16 protein-coding genes and 2 rRNA genes (1 of these 18 only partly in view) are annotated in these 21,515 nt (G+C 63.1%); 13 read left to right on the top strand and 5 right to left on the bottom strand.

Annotated elements, in window-relative coordinates; genetic code table 11:
* The 10 genes from HND92_RS16970 to HND92_RS16925 form a co-directional block, all read left to right on the top strand.
* A 23S ribosomal RNA gene (locus tag HND92_RS16970) occupies positions 1-2,671 on the top strand; it begins 204 nt to the left of the window's first position.
* 120 nt (positions 2,672-2,791) lie between these two features.
* Positions 2,792-2,904, top strand: a 5S ribosomal RNA gene (gene rrf / locus HND92_RS16965).
* Positions 2,905-3,123: 219 nt separating this feature from the next.
* A complete protein-coding gene (locus tag HND92_RS16960; protein ID WP_011806870.1) occupies positions 3,124-3,534 on the top strand; it encodes a MerR family DNA-binding transcriptional regulator in 411 nt (136 codons plus the stop codon).
* A 129-nt stretch (positions 3,535-3,663) separates the two neighbouring features.
* Positions 3,664-4,854, top strand: coding sequence for an isovaleryl-CoA dehydrogenase (locus HND92_RS16955; protein ID WP_011806869.1), 1,191 nt, complete (start codon positions 3,664-3,666; stop codon positions 4,852-4,854).
* 55 nt (positions 4,855-4,909) lie between these two features.
* Entirely contained in the window at positions 4,910-5,572 is a 663-nt protein-coding gene (gene can, locus HND92_RS16950) for a carbonate dehydratase (protein ID WP_015914330.1), read from the top strand.
* Positions 5,573-5,609: 37 nt separating this feature from the next.
* Positions 5,610-7,439, top strand: a complete 1,830-nt coding sequence (gene aceK, locus HND92_RS16945; RefSeq protein ID WP_172208654.1) for a bifunctional isocitrate dehydrogenase kinase/phosphatase — start codon at positions 5,610-5,612, stop codon at positions 7,437-7,439.
* Complete coding sequence (locus HND92_RS16940) at positions 7,436-8,626, top strand: acetyl-CoA C-acyltransferase (RefSeq protein ID WP_172208652.1); 1,191 nt, start codon at positions 7,436-7,438, stop codon at positions 8,624-8,626. The genes aceK and HND92_RS16940 overlap by 4 nt, the downstream gene beginning before the upstream one ends.
* A 102-nt stretch (positions 8,627-8,728) precedes the next feature.
* Complete coding sequence (locus HND92_RS16935; protein WP_172208650.1) at positions 8,729-9,397, top strand: SDR family oxidoreductase; 669 nt, start codon at positions 8,729-8,731, stop codon at positions 9,395-9,397.
* Between the two features lie 49 nt (positions 9,398-9,446).
* Entirely contained in the window at positions 9,447-10,577 is a 1,131-nt protein-coding gene (locus tag HND92_RS16930) for an acyl-CoA dehydrogenase family protein (RefSeq protein ID WP_011806864.1), read from the top strand.
* A 70-nt stretch (positions 10,578-10,647) separates the two neighbouring features.
* Entirely contained in the window at positions 10,648-11,310 is a 663-nt protein-coding gene (locus HND92_RS16925; RefSeq protein WP_172208648.1) for an HAD family phosphatase, read from the top strand.
* A gap of 263 nt (positions 11,311-11,573) precedes the next feature.
* Here the strand turns inward: HND92_RS16925 and HND92_RS19515 are convergent, their stop codons facing one another.
* Positions 11,574-13,334, bottom strand: a complete 1,761-nt coding sequence (locus HND92_RS19515; RefSeq protein ID WP_172208646.1) for a methyl-accepting chemotaxis protein — start codon at positions 13,332-13,334, stop codon at positions 11,574-11,576.
* Between the two features lie 314 nt (positions 13,335-13,648).
* On the opposite strand from HND92_RS19515, the gene HND92_RS16915 reads away from it, so the two are divergent.
* Complete coding sequence (locus HND92_RS16915; RefSeq protein ID WP_172208644.1) at positions 13,649-14,080, top strand: YchJ family protein; 432 nt, start codon at positions 13,649-13,651, stop codon at positions 14,078-14,080.
* 304 nt (positions 14,081-14,384) lie between these two features.
* Complete coding sequence (locus tag HND92_RS16910) at positions 14,385-15,080, top strand: DUF4197 domain-containing protein (protein ID WP_172208642.1); 696 nt, start codon at positions 14,385-14,387, stop codon at positions 15,078-15,080.
* Between the two features lie 119 nt (positions 15,081-15,199).
* Here HND92_RS16910 and HND92_RS16905 read toward each other — a convergent pair whose 3' ends face one another.
* The 4 genes from HND92_RS16905 to HND92_RS16890 form a co-directional block, all read right to left on the bottom strand.
* The gene (locus HND92_RS16905) at positions 15,200-16,753 is read right to left on the bottom strand and encodes an AMP-binding protein (RefSeq protein ID WP_253940062.1); all 1,554 of its coding nucleotides are present in this window, start codon (positions 16,751-16,753) and stop codon (positions 15,200-15,202) included.
* A 106-nt stretch (positions 16,754-16,859) separates the two neighbouring features.
* On the bottom strand, positions 16,860-17,528 hold the full coding sequence (locus HND92_RS16900; RefSeq protein WP_172208640.1) for a glutathione S-transferase family protein: 669 nt from the start codon (positions 17,526-17,528) through the stop codon (positions 16,860-16,862).
* 62 nt (positions 17,529-17,590) lie between these two features.
* Positions 17,591-18,415, bottom strand: a complete 825-nt coding sequence (locus HND92_RS16895; RefSeq protein WP_253940061.1) for an HTH domain-containing protein — start codon at positions 18,413-18,415, stop codon at positions 17,591-17,593.
* A 125-nt stretch (positions 18,416-18,540) separates the two neighbouring features.
* Positions 18,541-19,623: an AraC family transcriptional regulator gene (locus tag HND92_RS16890; RefSeq protein ID WP_172208636.1), complete on the bottom strand. Its 1,083-nt coding sequence runs from the start codon at positions 19,621-19,623 to the stop codon at positions 18,541-18,543.
* A gap of 145 nt (positions 19,624-19,768) precedes the next feature.
* Here HND92_RS16890 and HND92_RS16885 point away from each other — a divergent pair, with 145 nt between their 5' ends.
* Entirely contained in the window at positions 19,769-21,505 is a 1,737-nt protein-coding gene (locus tag HND92_RS16885) for an AMP-binding protein (RefSeq protein ID WP_172208634.1), read from the top strand.
* Positions 21,506-21,515: the final 10 nt, after the last annotated feature.

The following is a 21,515-nucleotide window of genomic DNA, read 5'->3' as shown; positions in this document are numbered from 1 at the left end:
CGAGGAAAAGACATCAACCGAGATTCCGAAAGTAGTGGCGAGCGAAATCGGAGGAGCCTTCTAGTGATAGCACGACTGTTAGCAAAGCGGCATGGAAAGGCCGGCCATAGTGGGTGATAGCCCCGTATGCGAAAACAGACGTGTGGTACTGAGCTAGAGAAAAGTAGGGCGGGGCACGAGAAACCCTGTCTGAACATGGGGGGACCATCCTCCAAGGCTAAATACTCATCATCGACCGATAGTGAACCAGTACCGTGAGGGAAAGGCGAAAAGAACCCCGGGAGGGGAGTGAAATAGATCCTGAAACCGCATGCTTACAAAAAGTCGGAGCCCTTAGGGGTGACGGCGTACCTTTTGTATAATGGGTCAGCGACTTACATTCAGTGGCGAGCTTAACCGAATAGGGGAGGCGTAGAGAAATCGAGTCCGAACAGGGCGTTCAGTCGCTGGGTGTAGACCCGAAACCAAGTGATCTATCCATGGCCAGGATGAAGGTGCCGTAACAGGTACTGGAGGTCCGAACCGACTAGTGTTGCAAAACTAGCGGATGAGCTGTGGATAGGGGTGAAAGGCTAAACAAACTTGGAAATAGCTGGTTCTCTCCGAAAACTATTTAGGTAGTGCCTCAAGTATTACCTGCGGGGGTAGAGCACTGTTTTGGCTAGGGGGTCATGGCGACTTACCAAACCAAGGCAAACTCCGAATACTGCAGAGTACAGCTTGGGAGACAGAGCACCGGGTGCTAACGTCCGGACTCAAGAGGGAAACAACCCAGACCGCCAGCTAAGGTCCCTAAAATTGGCTAAGTGGGAAACGAAGTGGGAAGGCTAAAACAGTCAGGATGTTGGCTTAGAAGCAGCCATCATTTAAAGAAAGCGTAATAGCTCACTGATCGAGTCGTCCTGCGCGGAAGATGTAACGGGGCTAAGCCAGTTACCGAAGCTGCGGATGTGCAATTTATTGCACGTGGTAGGAGAGCGTTCTGTAAGCCTGTGAAGGTGTCTGGTAACGGATGCTGGAGGTATCAGAAGTGCGAATGCTGACATGAGTAGCGTTAAAGCGGGTGAAAAGCCCGCTCGCCGTAAGCGCAAGGTTTCCTACGCAACGTTCATCGGCGTAGGGTGAGTCGGCCCCTAAGGCGAGGCAGAGATGCGTAGCTGATGGGAAACAGGTCAATATTCCTGTACCGATCAATAGTGCGATGTGGGGACGGAGAAGGTTAGCTCAGCCAACTGTTGGATATGTTGGTTCAAGCCTGTAGTCGTGCCTGGTAGGCAAATCCGCCGGGCTTAGATGAGGGGTGATAACGAGTCTGCTTGCAGACGAAGTGAGTGATACCCTGCTTCCAGGAAAAGCCACTAAGCTTCAGCTATTGACGACCGTACCGCAAACCGACACTGGTGCGCGAGATGAGTATTCTAAGGCGCTTGAGAGAACTCAGGAGAAGGAACTCGGCAAATTGATACCGTAACTTCGGGAGAAGGTATGCCGCAAGTAGGTGAACTTGTACAAAGGAAGCCCAAAGCGGTTGCAAAAAATCGGTGGCTGCGACTGTTTAATAAAAACACAGCACTCTGCAAACACGAAAGTGGACGTATAGGGTGTGACGCCTGCCCGGTGCTGGAAGATTAAATGATGGGGTGCAAGCTCTTGATTGAAGTCCCAGTAAACGGCGGCCGTAACTATAACGGTCCTAAGGTAGCGAAATTCCTTGTCGGGTAAGTTCCGACCTGCACGAATGGCGTAACGATGGCCACACTGTCTCCTCCTGAGACTCAGCGAAGTTGAAATGTTTGTGATGATGCAATCTCCCCGCGGAAAGACGGAAAGACCCCATGAACCTTTACTGTAGCTTTGTATTGGACTTTGAACGGATCTGTGTAGGATAGGTGGGAGGCTTTGAAGTGAGGTCGCTAGATCTCATGGAGCCAACGTTGAAATACCACCCTGGTGCGTTTGAGGTTCTAACCTAGGTCCATTAGCTGGATCGGGGACAGTGCATGGTAGGCAGTTTGACTGGGGCGGTCTCCTCCCAAAGCGTAACGGAGGAGTTCGAAGGTACGCTAGTTACGGTCGGACATCGTGACGATAGTGCAATGGCATAAGCGTGCTTAACTGCGAGACTGACAAGTCGAGCAGATGCGAAAGCAGGACATAGTGATCCGGTGGTTCTGTATGGAAGGGCCATCGCTCAACGGATAAAAGGTACTCTGGGGATAACAGGCTGATACCGCCCAAGAGTTCATATCGACGGCGGTGTTTGGCACCTCGATGTCGGCTCATCTCATCCTGGGGCTGTAGTCGGTCCCAAGGGTATGGCTGTTCGCCATTTAAAGAGGTACGTGAGCTGGGTTTAAAACGTCGTGAGACAGTTTGGTCCCTATCTTCCGTGGGCGCTGCAGATTTGAGGAAGCCTGCTCCTAGTACGAGAGGACCGGAGTGGACACACCTCTGGTGTATCGGTTGTCACGCCAGTGGCATTGCCGAGTAGCTAAGTGTGGAAGAGATAACCGCTGAAAGCATCTAAGCGGGAAACTCGTTTCAAGATGAGATCTGCCGGGCCTTGAGCCCCCTGAAGGGTCGTTGTAGACCACGACGTTGATAGGCTGGGTGTGGAAGTGCAGCAATGCATTAAGCTAACCAGTACTAATTGCCCGTGCGGCTTGACCCTATAACTTTGACTGCCAATCGCAGTTCAAGACTGTTATGCCAAGTACGCAATCAAATCCACGCTGATTCACAGACTCTATGAATTCGCTGTGCAGTCCTCACTGCTCAGCAACCCTTTATGCCTGATGACCATAGCAAGTTGGTCCCACTCCTTCCCATCCCGAACAGGACAGTGAAACGACTTCGCGCCGATGATAGTGCGGGTTCCCGTGTGAAAGTAGGTCATCGTCAGGCTCTTACAGCCCAAACCGCCCTCCCACTAACATAGTGGGAGGGCGTTTTGCTTTGGGCTTGAGCGGTCTCAACATCGACTGGCGCACAGCATTCAACAACTCCCAGTTGTCCTGTAGACCTGCAGCCGCTTGGTGTGTTGACGAGGATGTATCTGCTGTAGCATTGACGTTCACGTCAACTAATACGCTACATTGGAGCAGATCTCCCGGTCTGCAATGCATGGCTACCTACACCATCAGTGACCTTGCCAAAGAATTCGATCTCACGACTCGCGCCATGCGGTTCTACGAGGACATGGGCTTGCTGCGTCCGGAACGGGCAGGTCCCGGGGGACGGAATCGGATTTACAGCGCACGCGATCGCACACGGCTCAAATTGACACTGCGGGCAAAGCGCCTGGGTCTATCGCTCACCGAAGCCAAAGAAATCATCGACCTCTACGACAGCCCTCGTGACACGGGGGTGCAACTGCGCAAGTTCCTAGAGGTTCTTGCGGTTCATCGCAGGCAGTTGGAGTCCCAGATGACGGATCTGCAAGCCAATCTGGACGAGGTGCGGGAGCATGAGCGCGAGGCTCAGGAACTGCTTCAAAAAATTGAGGCCCCAACGCCCAAAGTCGTGGATAATTGACGTTAACGTAAACGTCATATTTGCGCGTCCTGGCTTTGTCCGGCCTGTAGCGTCGTCGTCTTGGGCGTATCGCAGTGGGGACATATCGAGCCAACGACCCGTGAGAGATCATCTTCCGAGGAGACACCCATGAGCACCGCCACCCAGTTGCCAGGCCTGAACTTTCAGTTGGGCGAAGACATTGACGCCCTGCGCGACGCGGTGCGCGAATTCGCGCAAGCCGAGATTGCGCCTCGCGCTGCCGAGATCGACCGCAACGACCAGTTTCCCATGGACCTGTGGCGCAAGTTCGGTGATCTGGGCGTGTTGGGTATCACCGTGCCGGAGCAATACGGTGGTGCCGACATGGGCTACCTCGCGCACATGGTGGCCATGGAGGAGATTTCTCGCGCCAGCGCATCGGTGGGTTTGAGCTATGGCGCGCACAGCAACCTGTGCGTGAACCAGATCAACCGCAATGGCAACGAAGCACAGCGAAAGAAATACCTGCCCAAGCTGATCAGCGGGGAGCACGTTGGCGCCCTCGCCATGAGCGAGCCCGGTGCCGGCTCCGACGTGATCAGCATGAAGCTGCGTGCGGAGGACAAGGGCGGCTACTACCTCCTCAACGGTTCCAAGATGTGGATCACCAATGGTCCGGATGCCGACACGCTGGTGGTGTACGCCAAGACCGAGCCTGAACTGGGTGCGCGCGGCGTGACTGCCTTCCTTATCGAAAAAGGCATGCAAGGCTTCAGCATTGCGCAGAAGCTCGACAAACTCGGCATGCGCGGCAGTCATACGGGGGAACTGGTGTTCCAGAACGTCGAGGTACCGGCTGAGAACGTGCTGGGCGGCGTGAACAACGGTGCCAAAGTGCTGATGAGCGGCCTGGACTACGAGCGCGCCGTACTGACGGGTGGGCCGCTGGGCATCATGCAGAGCGTGATGGACAACGTAGTGCCCTACATCCACGACCGCAAGCAGTTCGGCCAGAGCATTGGCGAGTTCCAGCTCATCCAGGGCAAGGTGGCCGACATGTACACCGTGCTGCAGGCGGGCCGCTCGTTCGCCTACACGGTGGCCAAGAACCTGGACATGCTGGGTTCCGACCACGTGCGCCAGGTGCGCAAGGATTGCGCCAGCGTCATCCTCTGGTGCGCCGAGAAAGCCACTTGGATGGCCGGCGAAGGTGTGCAGATCTACGGTGGCAACGGCTATATCAACGAATATCCGCTCGGTCGCCTGTGGCGGGATGCGAAACTCTACGAAATCGGCGCCGGTACCAGCGAGATCCGCCGCATGCTGATCGGCCGGGAGCTGTTTGCCGAAACCTGCTGATGGCCCGCGCCGACGCCGCTCATTCATTCACAGCAAGAAGAAAAGGATTGCCTTTATGACCACCGCCTCCATCGACGAGCTGTTTGCCCACAACCGCGAGTGGGCGGAACGGATGGAGCGTGACCGGCCAGGTTTCTTCACCGGCTTGTTGGCGCAGCAGAAACCGCGCTACATGTGGATCGGTTGCTCCGACAGCCGCGTACCGGCCAACCAGATCACGGGGCTGGAGCCGGGCGAGGTGTTCGTCCACCGCAACATCGCCAACGTGGTCGTGCCCACTGACCTCAACTGCCTGTCGACCATCCAGTACGCGGTCGATCAGCTCAAGGTCGAGCACCTGATGGTCGTGGGCCACTACGGCTGCGGTGGCGTACTGGCGGCGCTGCAGGACGCACGCATTGGTTTGGCGGACAACTGGATCCGCCATGTGAAGGACGTGCGCGACAAGCACGCCGCCCTGCTTGAAGGCATGGACGTGCAGTGGCGCCACGACGCGCTGTGCGAACTCAACGCGATCGAGCAGGTGATGAACATCGCCCACTCCACGGTGATGCAGGATGCCTGGGCGCGTGGCCAGAAGGTGCAGTTGCACGGATGGTGCTACAGCCTGAACAACGGCTTGATCACCAATCTGCAGATGTCCGTACCTGACGTGGCGGGGCTCGGCGAGGCGCACCGCCAGGCGGTGGCCCTGGTGGCCAGCCGCGTGCGCCAATAGGGCGCACCGCACTGCGCGCGGTTCTGCAGGCACGGTCATGTTTCCCGAGCGACTCGATGCCCCGCAGGCCTACGACATCGCCAAGGCGATGATGGATGGCTTCAACCGCCACTACCGCCTGTTTCGCGCCGAGTCTGCGCGCGCCAAGCACCGCTTCGAGACCGCCGACTGGCATGGCCAGCAACGCGCCCAGCGCGAGCGCATCGAGTTCTACGATCTGCGCGTCAAGGAGTGCGTGCGCCGCCTCGACAAGGAGTTCCACGCGGGCGACCAGTCCATGGAGGTGTGGCACCAGATCAAGCTGCACTACATCGGGCTCATGGTGAACCACCTGCAGCCCGAGCTGGCCGAGACCTTCTTCAATTCGGTCACCACCAAGATCCTGCACCGCACGCACTTCCATAACGACTTCATCTTCGTGCGACCCGCGGTGAGCACGGAGTACATCGAAAGCGACGACCCCGGGGCGCGGCCCACCTATCGCGCCTACTACCCGTCGCGCGACAACCTGCACGAAACCGTCGTGCGGATCGTCGAGCACTGCGCGCTGCAGCGGGACTTCGAGAACCTGCCGCGCGATGCGGGCCACGTGGTGCAGGCCCTGCAGCAGCGCCTGGGCGCGGTCAAGCTGCGCACCAACTTTCAGGTCCAGGTGCTGTCCAGCCTGTTCTTTCGCAACAAGGGTGCGTACCTGGTCGGCAAGGTCATCAACGGCTATAACGAACTGCCGTTTGCGTTGCCCATCCTGCATGGTGAGGATGGTCGCCTGCTGATCGACGCGGTGCTGTTCGGCGAGAACGACCTGCAGATGCTGTTCTCCTTTGCGCGGGCCTACTTCATGGTGGACATGGAGATCCCCAGTGCCTACGTGCAGTTCTTGCGCAGCCTCATGCCGCGCAAGCCCCGTGCCGAGCTCTACACCGCGCTGGGCTTGGCCAAGCAGGGCAAAACGCTGTTCTACCGCGATTTCCTGCACCACCTGCGTTATTCCACCGACAAATTCCGCATCGCCCCCGGCATCAAGGGCATGGTGATGCTGGTGTTCGACCTGCCGAGCTTTCCCTACGTCTTCAAGCTCATCAAGGATCAGTTCCCAGCACCGAAGGACACCACGCGTGAACAGGTGCAGGGCAAGTACCTGCTGGTCAAGCAGCACGACCGCGTGGGGCGGATGGCCGACACGCTGGAGTACAGCCTGGTTGCCTTCCCGCGTGAGCGTTTCTCCGACGAGCTCATCGAGGAGATCCGAAGGCATGCGCCGAGCCAGATCGAGATCAGCGACCGCGACGGCGATGGCCGCCAGGAGGTCATCATTGCGCACCTGTACATCGAGCGGCGCATGATCCCGCTGAACATCCACCTGCAGGAATGCTTCGATACCGGGCTGGACAAGCCCGAGGCACGCAGCGCGCTGGAGCATGCCGTCACCGAATACGGCAACGCCATCAAGGACATGGTCGCGGCCAACATCTTCCCCGGGGACATGCTCTGGAAGAACTTCGGCATCACCCGCAATGGCAAGGTCGTGTTCTACGACTATGACGAGATCGAATACCTCACCGATTGCAACTTCCGCCGCGTGCCGCCGCCGCGTTGTGAGGAGGACGAAGTGTCTGGCGAGGTCTGGTGGCCCGTGGGGCCGCACGATGTGTTCCCCGAGACCTTCGGCCCGTTCCTGCTGGGTAACGACGCCGTGCGCGAGGCGTTCATGCGCCACCACGCCGACCTGCTGGACGTGGAGTTCTGGCAGTCGCACAAGGAACGCATCCAGGCCGGCCACGTGTACGACGTGTTTCCCTATGACAGCGCGCGGCGCTTTCGCTGCGCAAACCCTTCTTCATTTCAAACCCAAGGAGATTCCACATGAGCCAACACCACGACCCCGTCGTCATCGTCAGCGCCGCGCGCACGCCCATGGGCGCCTTCATGAGCGACTTTGCCGACCTCGCGGCGCATGACCTGGGCGGCGCCGCCATCAAGGCCGCCGTCGAGCGTGCCGGCATTGCCCCCGAGAAGGTGGACGAAGTGCTGTTCGGCAACTGTTTGATGGCCGGCCAGGGCCAGGCGCCTGCGCGCCAGGCAGGCTTCAAGGGTGGGTTGCCGCAGAGCACCGGCGCGGTGACGCTGTCCAAGATGTGCGGCGCGGGCATGGAGGCCACCATCCTGGCCCATGACCAGCTGATCGCCGGCAGCCGCGACGTGATGGTCTCCGGCGGCATGGAGAGCATGACCAACGCCCCCTACCTGCTCAAGAAGGGGCGCAGCGGCTACCGCATGGGCCATGACAAGGTGTACGACCACATGATGCTCGATGGCCTGGAAGACGCCTACGAGGCTGGCCGCTCCATGGGCACCTTTGGTGAGGACTGCGCCGCCAAGTACAGCTTCACGCGCGAGCAGCAGGACGCCTTTGCCATCGAAAGCGTCAAGCGCGCGCAGCAGGCGACGCAAAGCGGCGCCTTCGCAACCGAGATCACACCCGTCACGGTCAAGACCCGCAAGGGCGATGTGACGGTGAGCATCGACGAAGGCCCGGCCAAGGCCAAGCTGGACAAGATCGCCGGCCTCAAGCCCGCGTTCAAGAAGGACGGCACCATCACCGCCGCCTCCAGCTCCAGCATCAACGACGGCGCCGCCGCCCTGGTGCTGATGCGCCAGTCCACCGCCCAGCAACTGGGCTGCAAGCCCCTGGCCAAGATCGTGGCGCACGCCACCCATTCCCAGGCGCCCGAGTGGTTCACCACCGCCCCCGTGGGTGCAACCCAGAAGGCCCTGAAGAAGGCCGGCTGGAAGGTCGAGGACGTGGACCTGTGGGAAGTGAACGAGGCCTTCGCCGTCGTGCCCATGGCGCTGATGGCCGAGCTGAACGTGCCGCACGACAAGGTCAACGTGCATGGCGGCGCTTGCGCTCTGGGCCACCCCATCGGCGCCAGCGGCGCGCGCATCATCGTCACATTGATCCACGCGCTGCAGCGCCATGGCAAGAAGAAGGGCCTGGCCACGCTGTGCATCGGCGGCGGCGAAGGCACGGCGATGGCCATCGAACTGGTCTGACCCGCCAGCCATGGGCGCCCCTGCACACGCAGTGGCGCTCTTTTTATGATAGCTGCTAGCGCTTGCTGAATAAGCGCTGGCGGCCTATTTGGCTTATCACTTATGTCCACAGTCCTGGTGATTGGAGCGTCGCGCGGCATTGGTCTGGAGCTGGTGCGCCAGTACGCGACCGACGGCTGGCGCGTGCTGGCCACGGTGCGTGACGAAGCCGGCCGCGCGCGCGTGCAGACGCTGGGCGCGCAGGCCCTCACCGTGGACGTGGCCCAGCCCGCCAGCGTAAGCGGACTGGCCTGGATGCTGGACGGCGAAAAGCCCGACCTGGCGTTGTATGTCGCAGGCGTGATGCGCCGCCCCGGTGCGCGCACCCCGCCCACGCGCGAGGACTTCGACGCCGTCATGCACACCAACGTGCTGGGCTCCATGCAGGTCATTCCGCAGGTGGCGCCGCTGGTGGAGGCCGCGGGCGGCGTGTTTGCCTTCGTGTCCTCGTCCATGTCGCTGATCGGCGGCGTGCCGGACAGCAACGCCTGGCTGTACCGCACCAGCAAGGCGGCGCTGAACATGGCCGTGGCAGCGGCGCAGCACGATTACCCAGCCGCGACGCTCGTCACCATCGACCCCGGCTGGGTGCAGACCGACATGGGCGGCGAGGCCGCTCCGCTCACCGTGGCCGACAGCGTGCGCGGCATGCGCGCGGTGCTGGCCCAGGTCACGCCCCAAGACAAGGGGCGCCTGCTGCACCACGACGGCCGGCGCGCCACGCACTGGTAAGCCCGCGCAACGCGCCACTTCAAGAACCACTGAACCCTACGGAGACACGATGCTGCTGACCCAAGACCAGGAAATGATCCGCGACGCCGTGCGCGACTTCGCCCAGCAGGAGCTGTGGCCGAATGCCGCGCGCTGGGACAAGGAACACCACTTTCCACGCGAGGCGCACCAGGGCCTGGCCGCACTGGGCGCTTACGGCATCTGCGTGCCCGAGGAGCTGGGCGGTGCGGGCCTGGACTACCTGACGCTGGCCCTGGTGCTGGAGGAAATCGCCGCCGGCGACGGTGGCACGAGCACCGCGATCAGCGTGACCAACTGCCCGGTCAACGCCATCCTCATGCGCTACGGCAACGCGCAGCAGCAGCGCGACTGGCTCACGCCCCTGGCGCGCGGCGAGATGCTGGGCGCGTTCTGCCTGACCGAGCCGCATGTGGGCTCCGACGCTTCGGCCTTGCGCACGACGGCCGTCAAAGAAGGCAACGAGTACGTCATCAACGGCGTCAAGCAGTTCATCACCAGTGGCAAGAACGGGCATGTGGCCATCGTGATTGCCGTGACCGACAAGGGCGCGGGCAAGAAAGGCATGAGCGCGTTCCTGGTGCCCACGAATACGCCCGGCTACGTGGTCGCGCGCCTGGAGGACAAGCTGGGCCAGCACAGCAGCGACACGGCGCAGATCAACTTCGACCACTGCCGCATCCCGGCCGAGAACCTCATTGGCGCGGAGGGCGAGGGCTACAAGATCGCGCTGGGCGCGCTCGAAGGTGGCCGCATCGGTATCGCCGCGCAAAGCGTGGGCATGGCACGCAGCGCGTTTGATGCGGCGCTGGCGTACTCGAAAGAGCGCGAGAGCTTCGGCCAGCCCATCTTCAACCACCAGGCCGTGGGCTTTCGCCTGGCCGACTGCGCCACGCAGATCGAGGCCGCGCGCCAGCTCATCTGGCATGCCGCCGCGTTGCGCGACGCGGGCCGCCCCTGCTTGAAGGAAGCCGCCATGGCCAAGCTGTTTGCCAGCGAGATGGCCGAGCGCGTGTGCAGCGCCGCCATCCAGACGCTGGGCGGCTATGGCGTGGTGAATGACTTCCCGGTGGAACGCATCTACCGCGACGTGCGCGTGTGCCAGATCTACGAAGGCACGAGCGACGTACAAAAGATCATCATCCAGCGCGCGCTGGCTTGAATGCTATAAATACAATAGCTAATAGCGCTTGATGCATAAGCGCTAGAGGCCAAAAATACCTGATAAGTTGATGAACTACGAAGCCCTTCTGTTTGACTGCGACGGCGTGCTGGTGGACAGCGAGGCCATCACCAATGGCGTGCTGTGCGCCATGCTGAACGAGGCCGGCTGGGCGCTGGCGCCTGACGAGTGCATGCGGATCTTCATTGGCAAGACGGTGCGCAGCGAGGCCGCGCGCATCGAGGCGCACACCGGCCAGCCGCTGACCGACGCATGGATGGCCGCGTTTTACGCGCGCCGCAACGCGCTGCTGGAGGCCGAGCTGCAGCCGATCGAAGGCGCCATTGAGGCCGTGCGCGCCGTGCATGCGCGCCTGGGCGGGCGCATTGCCTGCGCCTCGGGAGCCGACCGCTACAAGGTCGAAATGCAGCTGCAGAAAGTGGGCTTGGCGCCGTACTTTGGTGCCAACGTGTTCAGCGGCCACGAAATGCCGCGCACCAAGCCCGCGCCCGATGTGTACCTGGCCGCTGCCGCCGCACTGGGCGTGCCGCCGCAGCGCTGTCTGGTGGTGGAAGACACGGTGACGGGCGTTGCCGCCGGGGTGGCCGCCGGCGCCATGGTGGTGGGCTTCAGCCCCTCGCTGGTGGGGCACGGCGCACCCGAGGCCCTGCTTGCCGCCGGGGCGGTGCGCGTCATTGCCCACATGAGCGAGCTGCCCGCCCTGCTGGGCTGAGAGGCGGAGGCTCTATGGCCCCTGCCCGCCTTGCACGCCAGAGCACGCCGCACAGGTTCCGTCAATGCCCCGCCATCGCCTGTTGGGCCATGGCCTTGCTTTGCGCCTTGATCAGGGGTGTTGACGCGCCGTGCGGGCACGGCCGAAAAAACCTCGGCCTTTGACGCGTCTGCGGCGGGCGCTGCTGGCGCGGCAGGTTCCCGGCTTTCAGTGCGGCAATGCAATGCAGCCCGCCCGCGCAAGGCCGGGCTGCAACCGGTGCCTTAAAACGATTCCCAGTCGTCCTCTGCGCCTGCACTGGCGGTCTTGACGGGTTTTGGCGGATTGGGGGCGTGCAGTGCGGCCGGTTTGGCGGGCGCTGCCTTGAAGGCCGTGGGCTTGCGTGCCGGTGCGGGCATGCGCACCGGGGCAGCGTTGGGTGCGGGGCGGGCTGTGGGCGTGCTGTAAGCGCTGGCGCCGCTCTGGCTGGCATCGAGCTTGAACACCGCCACGGCCTGCACCAGTTCTTGCGCCTGGCTGCTCAGGCTGCCTGCGGCGGCAGCCATCTCTTCAACCAGCGCGGCATTTTGCTGCGTGGCCTGGTCCATCTGCGTCACGGCTTCGCCCACCTGGGCCACGCCGCTGGCCTGCTCGGAGCTGGCCGCGTTGATCTCGCCCATCAGGTCGGTCACGCGGCGAATGCTCTGCACCACCTCGGTCATGGTCTCGCCCGCCTGGTCGGCCATGGCGCTGCCTTGCTCCACGCGCTCCACACTGGCGCTGATGAGCTGCTTGATCTCTTTGGCGGCCTCGGCGCTGCGCCCGGCCAGGGACCGCACCTCGCTGGCCACCACGGCAAAACCCCGGCCCTGCTCGCCGGCACGCGCGGCTTCCACAGCGGCGTTCAGCGCCAGGATGTTGGTCTGAAAAGCAATGCCATCAATCACGCCAATGATGTCGGCAATGCGCTGTGAGCTCTCGTTGATGCCCTTCATGGTCTGCACCACCTGGCCCACCACCTCGCCGCCGCGCACGGCCACGTCCGAAGCGCTGCGTGCCAAGGCGTTGGCCTGGCTGGCATTTTCGGCGTTCTGGCGCACGGTGGCGCCCAGCTGCTCCATGGAGGCAGCGGTTTCTTCCAGTGCGCTGGCCTGGCTCTCGGTGCGGGCCGACAAGTCCTGGTTGCCCTGTGCGATCTCCGAGCTGGCCATGGCCACGCTGTCTGAGCTGCGCCGCACCTGCGCGACGACTTGGGCAAGGCCTTCTTTCATGGCGGCAAGCTGGGCCATCAGGCTGGTGGTGTCGCCATCCTTCACGGCAATCGACTGGGTGAAATCACCGGCGGCCACGGCGCGGGCCACCTCGGCGGCGATGCTGGGCTCGCCGCCCAGTTCACGCGTCAGGCTGCGGCTGATCAGCCAGCCCAGGCCTATAGCCAACAGCAATGCTCCAATGCCCAACGCGATGAGTACAGTGCGTGCATTCGAGGCGGTGGTCTGTGCGTCCTGGCCTGCTTCAGTGATGGCTTGCTTTCCATGATCCACCAAGGCGGTGACAACCGATCTGTAAGTCTCCAGTTCAGGTCGCAGCTTGGTGTTCAGAAATTCCCGGCTTTGGTCAGGCTGATCGGACTTGACCAACTTGATCAATTCGTCCTGTCCGGCGATATAGCGCGCGCGCTGCTCTTTGACCTTTTCCAGTTTGGCGCGCTCGGTTGGGTCAGTCACCGACTTGTCCAGTGCGTCAATTTGCTTGCCGATTTCCTGGCGTGCCTTGGCAATGGCCTGCACTTGGCGCTCGCGGTCGGCTGCATCGGGGGTCAGCATCATGTTGCGCAGCGCTATGGCAATCTCGTTGGTATGCGTCAAAATGGTAGTGGATGCAACGATGCGGGGGAAATGGTCGGCGACCACGGCTTTGAGGTCTGCTCCCATGCGGCTCATGGCCATCAGGCCCATGAGCACTGAAGCCACCAGCAAGACACAGACCACGCCAAAACCAACGGTCAGGCGCGTGCGCACGCGCCAGGAAGAAAAATCAAACACGGCAACTCCAGATGAGGGGTAGGTACCTGCAAGGCAATCCGACGACGCTCGCCGCAGGCGGGTCAGCCACTTCACCTTGGAGGATTGAAAATACAGCACCTGCGCAGGTTGCAGTAGTGCAGTTTTTACTCAATTTTACATTTTAGGGGTTTTCCCTTGGTTTGGCTACCGGCGTGGCATGGTCTGGATCAAGGCGAACACTTGCGCGCGGTTGTATGTGCTCATCTCGGTGCGTCCGTGGGGCCCCGGGCTGCACAGACGGCATTCAATAATCAGAGGGTTGTCCCGCCGATTGCTTCCACCGCCCGTCTGCCATGCCCCAAACCCCGCACCCACCCCAGTTTTTGCCCGCCTCTCCCTGTCCCTGCGGTGCTTTGTCGCCCCGGCAAAAAGCCCGGGTCTACGCCGACTGCTGCGGGCGTTATGTGGAGGATTTCGATGCCACGCCCGCGCCCGACGCCGAGCGGTTGATGCGCTCGCGCTATAGCGCTTTTGTGTTGCAACGGCGCGACTATTTGCTGGCCACCTGGCACGCCAGCCAGCGCCCGGCCACGCTGGAGTTCGAGCCCGGCGCGCACTGGCTGGGCCTTGCGGTGCGCAGCCACCGCGTGCTGGATGCCGACCACGCCGAGGTCGAGTTTGTGGCCCGCTACCGTGTGGCCGGGCGCGCCGTGCGACTGCACGAATGCAGCCGCTTCGTGCGCGAGGCCGGGCGCTGGTACTACGTGGATGGTGACAGCCGCTGAGTTGAGGCCAAAAATGGCTCTAGCCCTTATGGAGTAAGCGCAAGCAGCTATCAAAAACAAAGTGCTTGCGGTGCAGGCCGTTGGAAAAAAAGAAATTTCAATGAAAACTGCCCCAAGCGCTTATGTAGCAAGCGCCCTTAGCTATTTATTACAGAGCAATTTTGTCGCGCTGTGGGGCAGGAAGAGGGGACATCGGTGGCGCGGCCACACTGCGGGTGGCGCCCGGTCAGCGGCCCGTCACAACACCACGGGCGCACACGGCACACTCGGGGGAGTTTCCCGTTTTTTCTTCAAGGAGCACTCCATGCAACGACGCCAATTCCAGGCCTGTACTTTTGCCGCACTGATCGCCCTGGCCACCACGCGGGCGCAGGCCCTGTCGCTGGGTGAGCTCAGCAATGCCGACGCCAGCAGCGGCGTGAAGGCCGCGCTGGAGCAGGGCGCGCTGGCGGCTGTGGGCTTGCTGGGCCAATCTGGCGGGTTTTTGAACAACCCCAAGGTGCGCATCCCGCTGCCGGGTTACCTCAACGACGCGGCCAAGCTGATGAAGCGATTTGGCCAGGGCCAGCGCATCGAAGAGTTGGAAACCTCGATCAACCGCGCGGCCGAAGCCGCCGTGCCCATGGGCAAGGACCTGCTGGTCGGCGCCGTGCGCAGCATGACGGTGACCGACGCCAAAAACATCCTGGCGGGCGGCGACACCTCGGTCACGCAGTTCTTTTCCGAAAAAACCCGCGCCCCGCTGGGCCAGAAGTTTCTGCCCGTCGTCACCCAGGCCACCAAGAAAGTGGGCCTGGCACAGCAATACAACGCCTTTGCGGGCAAGGCGGCGGGTTTTGGCCTGGTGAAGAAGGAAGACGCGACCATCGAGCAGTACGTGACTGGCAAGACGCTGGACGGCCTGTATCTGGTGATTGGCGAGCAAGAGCAGCAACTGCGCCAGAACCCGGCGGCAGCGGGCAGCGCCATCCTGAAGAAGGTGTTTGGGGCGCTGAAGTAAGGGGAGAAGGGCAGCGAAAAGAGTTTGAGCCAGATCGGGCTCTGGCGCTTATCTGGTAAGCGCCAGAAGCTATTATTTAAATAGCATCTGCCCGGGCAAAGCGCACGCAGCCAGCCCCGTCACCCCGCCTGCCGCTTCTTGAGCGCGCACAAATCCACCATGCCCGCCAGCGCCCGCGGGTCGCTGCCCGCCGGGAAGATGCGGTGCTTCTGGATCTTCTGCGTGCCGGTGGTCGGGATCTCGTCGGCAAACCACCACCAGCCCGGCGCCTTGTAGTAAGCCAGCTCGCGCAGGCAGAACGCCTGCAGGGTGTGCGCCGCGTCGGCGTGTGCCATGCCCGCTGCGGCAGCGGGGTCGAGCACCACGCAGGCCAGCACTTCCTCTTCGCGCACCGCGTCGGGCACAGCCATCACGGCCGCCTGGTGCACCAGCGGGTGGGTGAGCAGGAGCGCCTCGACCTCGGCGGCGGCAATGTTCTCGCCCGAGCGGCGGATAATGTTCTTGCGCCGGTCCATGAAGCGCAGCATGCCGCTGGCATCGCGCGTGACGATGTCGCCGGTGTGAAACCAGCCGCCGCGCCAGGCGGCCTCGGTGGCCTCCGGGTCGTTCAGGTAACCGCTGAAAAAGTCCTTGCGCGGCGTGGCCGCCGAATGGCGCACCCACATCTCGCCGGGCTGGCCGTCGGCCACCTCGGTGCCCGCTTCGTCCACCACGCACACCTCCAGGCCGGGCTCGGCGCGGCCAAAGGCGCGCGTGCCGATCTGGCGCGGCGCGTGGTGGTCGGAGATGACGCGCACGATCTCGGTCATGCCCCACAGCTCCACCAAGGGCAGGCCAAAGCGCTCTTCGAATACGGTGTGCAACTGCGGCTCGACACCGGCGCCGTAGCCAAAGCGCACGCTGTGCGCGCGCTCCAGCGGACTGGCAGGCTGGGCCAGCAGCATGGGCACCACCACGCCCAGGTAATGCACGATGGTGGCCCGGCTCTCGCACACCTCCTGCCACCAGCGCGACGGTGCAAAGCGGTCGGTCTGCACCTGGCAGCCGCCGGTCAGCAGCATGCAATAGAACGACAGGATGGACGCGTTCACATGGAACAGCGGCAGCGGGTTGTACAGCCGCTCCTGGCCTTCGCGGATGGCCACCATGCCACCCCGGCGCGCATACCAGTCGCCGGCCGCCAGTTCGTAGCGGTGCGACAGCACGCAACCCTTGGGCTGCCCGGTGGTGCCCGAGGTGTAAAGGATGCTGGCGGGCGTGTCGGCCTGCGGCGCGCCAGCCTGTGCGGGCTGTGCCGGTGGCGGCAGCGCAGCCATGTCATCGGGTGTGGCCACTGGCGGCTGGTGGCGCGCCTCGGCCAGCGCGGCGCGCACGGCGGGCAGGCGCGTGGGCAGGGCCACCACCAGGTCCACGCGCGCATGGTCGATCAGATAGGCCAGCTCGCGCGGGCGGTAGTCGCGGTTGATGGGCACCACGCACACACCCAGGGTGTTCAGCGCCAGTTTGTGCAGCAGGTGCTCGGGCCGGCTTTCCAGAAACAGGCCCACGCGGTGGCCCAGACCATAGCCGGCGGCGCGGTAGTGCTGCATGAGTGCGCGCACGGCGCTGGCGGCCTCGTCATAGCGGATCTCGCGGCCTTGCGGGTCGTAGCTGCGCGCCGGGTTGGCGGGCACGGCCAGCAGGCTGTTGGGCCCGTAGGCTGCGGCGGCGCGCTCGAAGGCGTCGCCGATGGTGGTGGCGGTGTCGATGGAAATCTTGGCGCGGAATTGGGAGGGACGCTCAAGGGCGAATATCGGGCGAGGGTTGGGGCGAAACGCCCTGGTCCAGTGCCGCCTGGTGCTGCACCGCCAGCGCGCGCTGATAGGCCGGACGCTGTTGAAGGCGCTCCCAGTAGGCGCGCGTGGCAGACCCCCACTGCGTGTGAAGGCCCAGGTGCTGCGCCAGTAAAAGCGCGTAACCCACGGCCACATCGGCAGCGGTGAAGCGGCCGGCGCAGAGCCAGTCGCTGTGCGCCGTGGCGCTTTCCACCGCCCGCAGCCGTGCCAGAAACCAGCGCGTGTAATCCTCCACCACCTGCGGCTGCTGCCGCTCTGCGGGCTCAAACTGGCCGTAGCGCAGCACCAGCGTCTGCGGAAAGGTCAGCGTGGCATCGCTCATGTGCAGCCAGTTCAGGTAGGCGCCATAGGCGGGGTCGGTGGGCGGTACATCCAGGCCCGCGTCGGGGTGCGTGGCGGCGAGGTACTGGCACATCGCGGCGGATTCGGTCATGCGCACATCGCCCTGGGTCAGCAGCGGCACCGTGCCCAGTGGGTTCAGTTCCAGAAAGCTGCGCGCCAGCGCCCGAGGCGGAAAGGGCAGCATGTGCAGCTGGTAGGGCAGTTGCAGCTCTTCGAGCATCCACAGGGGGCGGAAGGAGCGGGCGCTGATGCAGTGGTGGGGGTGGAGCATGGGAAAGTTGGGTACGTCGCCCCATGGCAAATAGTGAGCGGGGCCTTCGGCGCGATTGAACTTCAGCTTTGCCCTCGAAGCTTCTGCTCGATTGCACGTAGTGTGTTCTGTAGCTCGCGCTCTTTGAGTTCAGGGTCTACGTCTTGGATGTACTCCATCACTGAGAAATCGTCCCCTCTTTTTCGATTTTGAGGAGGCTCAAGTGCCTCGATCAATAACGCCTCAAGCGTCGCAATCAATGAGGGAAGTGTTACTTGAATCGGGATTTCTTCCAGTGTTCCGTCGTCTGTCACATCAAGGAGGCCAAACCAAGAGAAGCGATCCCAGCGACTACCTAACCGGTCAATGGTGTGTTCATAGAGGCGTTTGCCCAAGGGACGGTCCACAGAGCGCCCCACATATACGACAGTGTGGTGGTCGTAAAGGATGTAAATGCCTCTCTGATTACCGAAGTCCACTGGCTTGGACGAGGCTTGCTGCTTTCCAAATACTCGGGGCGTATTCTTCCAAACGACTAGATCCCGTTGCCAGTACATCCCGAGGCAGCGTATGACCGACTCGTCTGAATTCTCCTCAACCGTTGCCGTTTGAGCTTCTTTCAGAACAAGCGGTGTCGGGGGTGGGAGAGTGACGGGAGGCTTGCTGACTGATTGATCCAGCGGGGCAGCTTTACGTAGCGCAAACGTGCCTCGACTCACTTTCAGGAATGGCGATTTTTCGCCTTCGTGCTTGATGGAACTTGTTATTTGAGCATTTACTGTCGCATCGGGAGTCGCGCCTTCCGTTTTGTAGTACCCCTTCGAAAGAATTAGCTCAGAGATTTCGGAGTAGTGAAGCGCGCGCGCTTCCTCTTGAAGAACGCGTTCTATTGCTTCGCGCCATGACATAGCCATATGTGCTTCCTCAAATTTAAATGAGCCTTGCGGCCTCGTGCGCCTGCGGCTCTCGACCGGGAGTATGGTCGTTGTGTTAGGAGCAGAGGTCCAAAATCGTACGCAGACGATGGCGATTCTCACATCCTCACCACCCTCCGAAACTCCGCCGGCGACTGCCCCGTCCACCCCCGAAACGCCCGGATAAAACTCTTCTCGTTCTCAAACCCCGCCGCCTCGGCCACCTGCTTGATGGGGCGCTGCGTACGGTGCAGCAGCCCCACCGCGCGGGTGCGGCGCACCTCGTCCTTCAGGCCCTGCAGCGTGGCGCCTTCTTCCTTCAATTGCCGGTGCAGGGTGCGTGGCGACACATGCAGCAGTGCGGCCAGGGATTCGGCGCTGTGCTGGGGCAGGGCGTGGGCCGGTTGCCCCGGCAGGGGCGCGGCCAGCAGCTGGCGCACGCGCTGCACCAGCAGGCGGTCGCGGCGGTAGTGCAGCACCGTCAGGGGCAGGGCGTGCTGCAGCATCTGGCGCAGGGCCTGCTCGTCGCGGCGCAGAGGCAGGTGCAGGTATCGGGCGTCAAAGTGGATGGCGGTGCGCGGCGCGTGGAAGGTGACAGGGCCACGGAACAGCACGGCATACGCATCGGCATGCAGCGGCGCGTCAAACGCAAATTCGGCGGCGATGAGGGGGATGCGCGAGTCCACCATCCAGCAGGCCAGGCCGTGGGCATTGCGCAGCACCGATACCAGGCAGAACTCGCGCAGCGCGCCCAGGTCGCGCGCCTCGGTGATGGCCAGGGTGGCAGTGTCGCCGGTGGTGGTGAGATGCAGCGCAATGTCGTCCGCCAGCAGGCCGTGGTGGCGGCACCAGCGGGCCAGTGCCACTTGCAGCGTGGGTGAGCTGATGCTGGCGCGCGCCAGCATGCCGTAACTGCCCCAGGGCAGGCGGCGGCTGAACCAGCCCAGGGCTTCGTCGTCCAGCTCGCGCATCGCAGCGGCGGACAGCATCTCCATCTGCTGCGCCGTGATGCGGCCCGCAGAGTTGCCAACCTGCTCTGGCGGGATTTGTGCCAGCGCCAGCACCTGCGCCGCGTCCATTCCGCGCGCTGCGTAGGCCTGCCCGATGGCCTGCACAAACGCCATGGGCGTGGCGGCCGTGGGTGTAGCGAGGAGTGCGGTGGGTGCGGGCGGTGGCGGCGCGGGGTCAGGGCGGTCGGGCATGCGTGGAGTCTGCAACTCCGTGGCGCAATTTGCAACCTTTCTGACCCATCCCGGTCACCGCGCGTGCGGGGGTGCGGCGTATGCTGTGCAGCCTGTTGCCGGGCCCCGCGCGGGCGCTGGCCCACCCCGACCAGGAGACAAGCCCATGGAACCCGCATCCACCCCATCGGCCGCGTTGAGCCATGCGCGTGGCAGTGCCGCCACCCCCCTCATCGAGCAGACGCTGGGCGACTTCTTCGCCGGCATGGCGCAGCGCCAGCCCACGCGCGAGGCACTGGTCAGCCGCCACCAGGGCCTGCGCTACACCTACGCCGAGCTGCACCAGGCGGCCCGCCAACTGGCCAGCGCGCTGCTGGGCCTGGGGCTCGCCAAGGGCGACCGCATCGGCATCTGGTCGCACAACAATGCCGAATGGGTGCTGATGCAACTGGCCACGGCGCAGGTGGGCCTCATCCTGGTGAACATCAACCCGGCTTACCGCACGGCCGAGGTGGAGTACGCGCTGAACAAGGTCGGCTGCAAGGCGCTGGTGGCCATGCCGCAGTTCAAGACCAGCGACTATCTGGGCATGCTGCGCGAGCTGGCACCCGAGTTGGCCGCGTCCCAGCCCGGCGCACTGCAGGCCGCGCGCCTGCCCACGCTGCGCACGGTGGTGTGGATCGACGCGGCCGGCTCAGGCGTGGCGGGCCAAGGCGACGAACAGCCGGGCATGCTGCGGTTTTCCACGCTGATGGCGCGGGGCGACGCGCAGGACGCGCGCATCGACGCCATTGCCGCCCAGCTGCACAACACCGACCCCATCAACATCCAGTTCACCAGCGGCACCACCGGGTTCCCGAAGGGCGCCACGCTCACGCACCGCAACATCCTGAACAACGGTTTTTTCATCGGCGAGTGCATGCGCCTCACGCCCGAGGACCGGCTGTGCATTCCCGTGCCGCTGTACCACTGCTTCGGCATGGTGCTGGGCAACCTGGCCTGCCTCACGCACGGCAGCACCATCGTGTACCCCAACGACGGCTTCGACGCCCTGACCGTGCTGGAGACCGTGCAGGCCGAGCGCTGCACCGGCCTGCACGGCGTGCCCACCATGTTCATTGCCGAGCTGGACCACCCGCGCTTTGCCGAGTTCAACCTCAGCACCCTGCGTACCGGCATCATGGCTGGCAGCCCATGCCCGATCGAGGTGATGAAGCGCGTGGTGGGCGACATGCACCTGTCGGAGATCACCATCGCCTATGGCATGACCGAGACCAGCCCCGTGAGCTGCCAGAGCGACGCCGAAACGCCGCTGGCCAAGCGCGTGTCCACCGTGGGCCGCGTGCAGCCGCACCTGGAGGTGAAGATCATCGACCCCGAGACCGGCGCCGTGGTGCCGCGCGGCGAGCGCGGCGAGCTGTGCACCCAGGGCTACTCCGTCATGCACGGCTACTGGGGCGACGATGCCAAGACCCGCGAGGCGATCGACGAAGGCGGCTGGATGCACACGGGCGACCTGGCCACCATGGACGACGAGGGCTACGTGAATATCGTCGGCCGCATCAAGGACATGGTGATCCGCGGCGGCGAGAACGTGTACCCGCGCGAGATCGAGGAATTTCTCTACCGCCACCCCATGGTGCAGGACGTGCAGGTGGTGGGCGTGCCCGACCAGCGCTTCGGCGAGGAGCTGTGCGCCTGGATCATCGCCAAGCCCGGCACGCGCCCCAGCGAGGACGACATCCGTGCCTTCTGCAAAGGCCAGATCGCGCACTACAAGGTGCCGCGCTACATCCGCTTCGTTACCAGCTTCCCGATGACGGTGACGGGCAAGATCCAGAAGTTCAAGATCCGCGACGTCATGAAAGACGAGCTGGGCCTTGCCGAAGACAAAACCGCTTGAAACGAGCCAC

This window comes from Diaphorobacter sp. JS3050, from assembly GCF_013154915.1.
Lineage (GTDB): Bacteria > Pseudomonadota > Gammaproteobacteria > Burkholderiales > Burkholderiaceae_C > Diaphorobacter > Diaphorobacter nitroreducens.
Note: the sequence above shows the minus strand (reverse complement) of the source record. Positions and strands in the feature narration are given on the sequence as shown.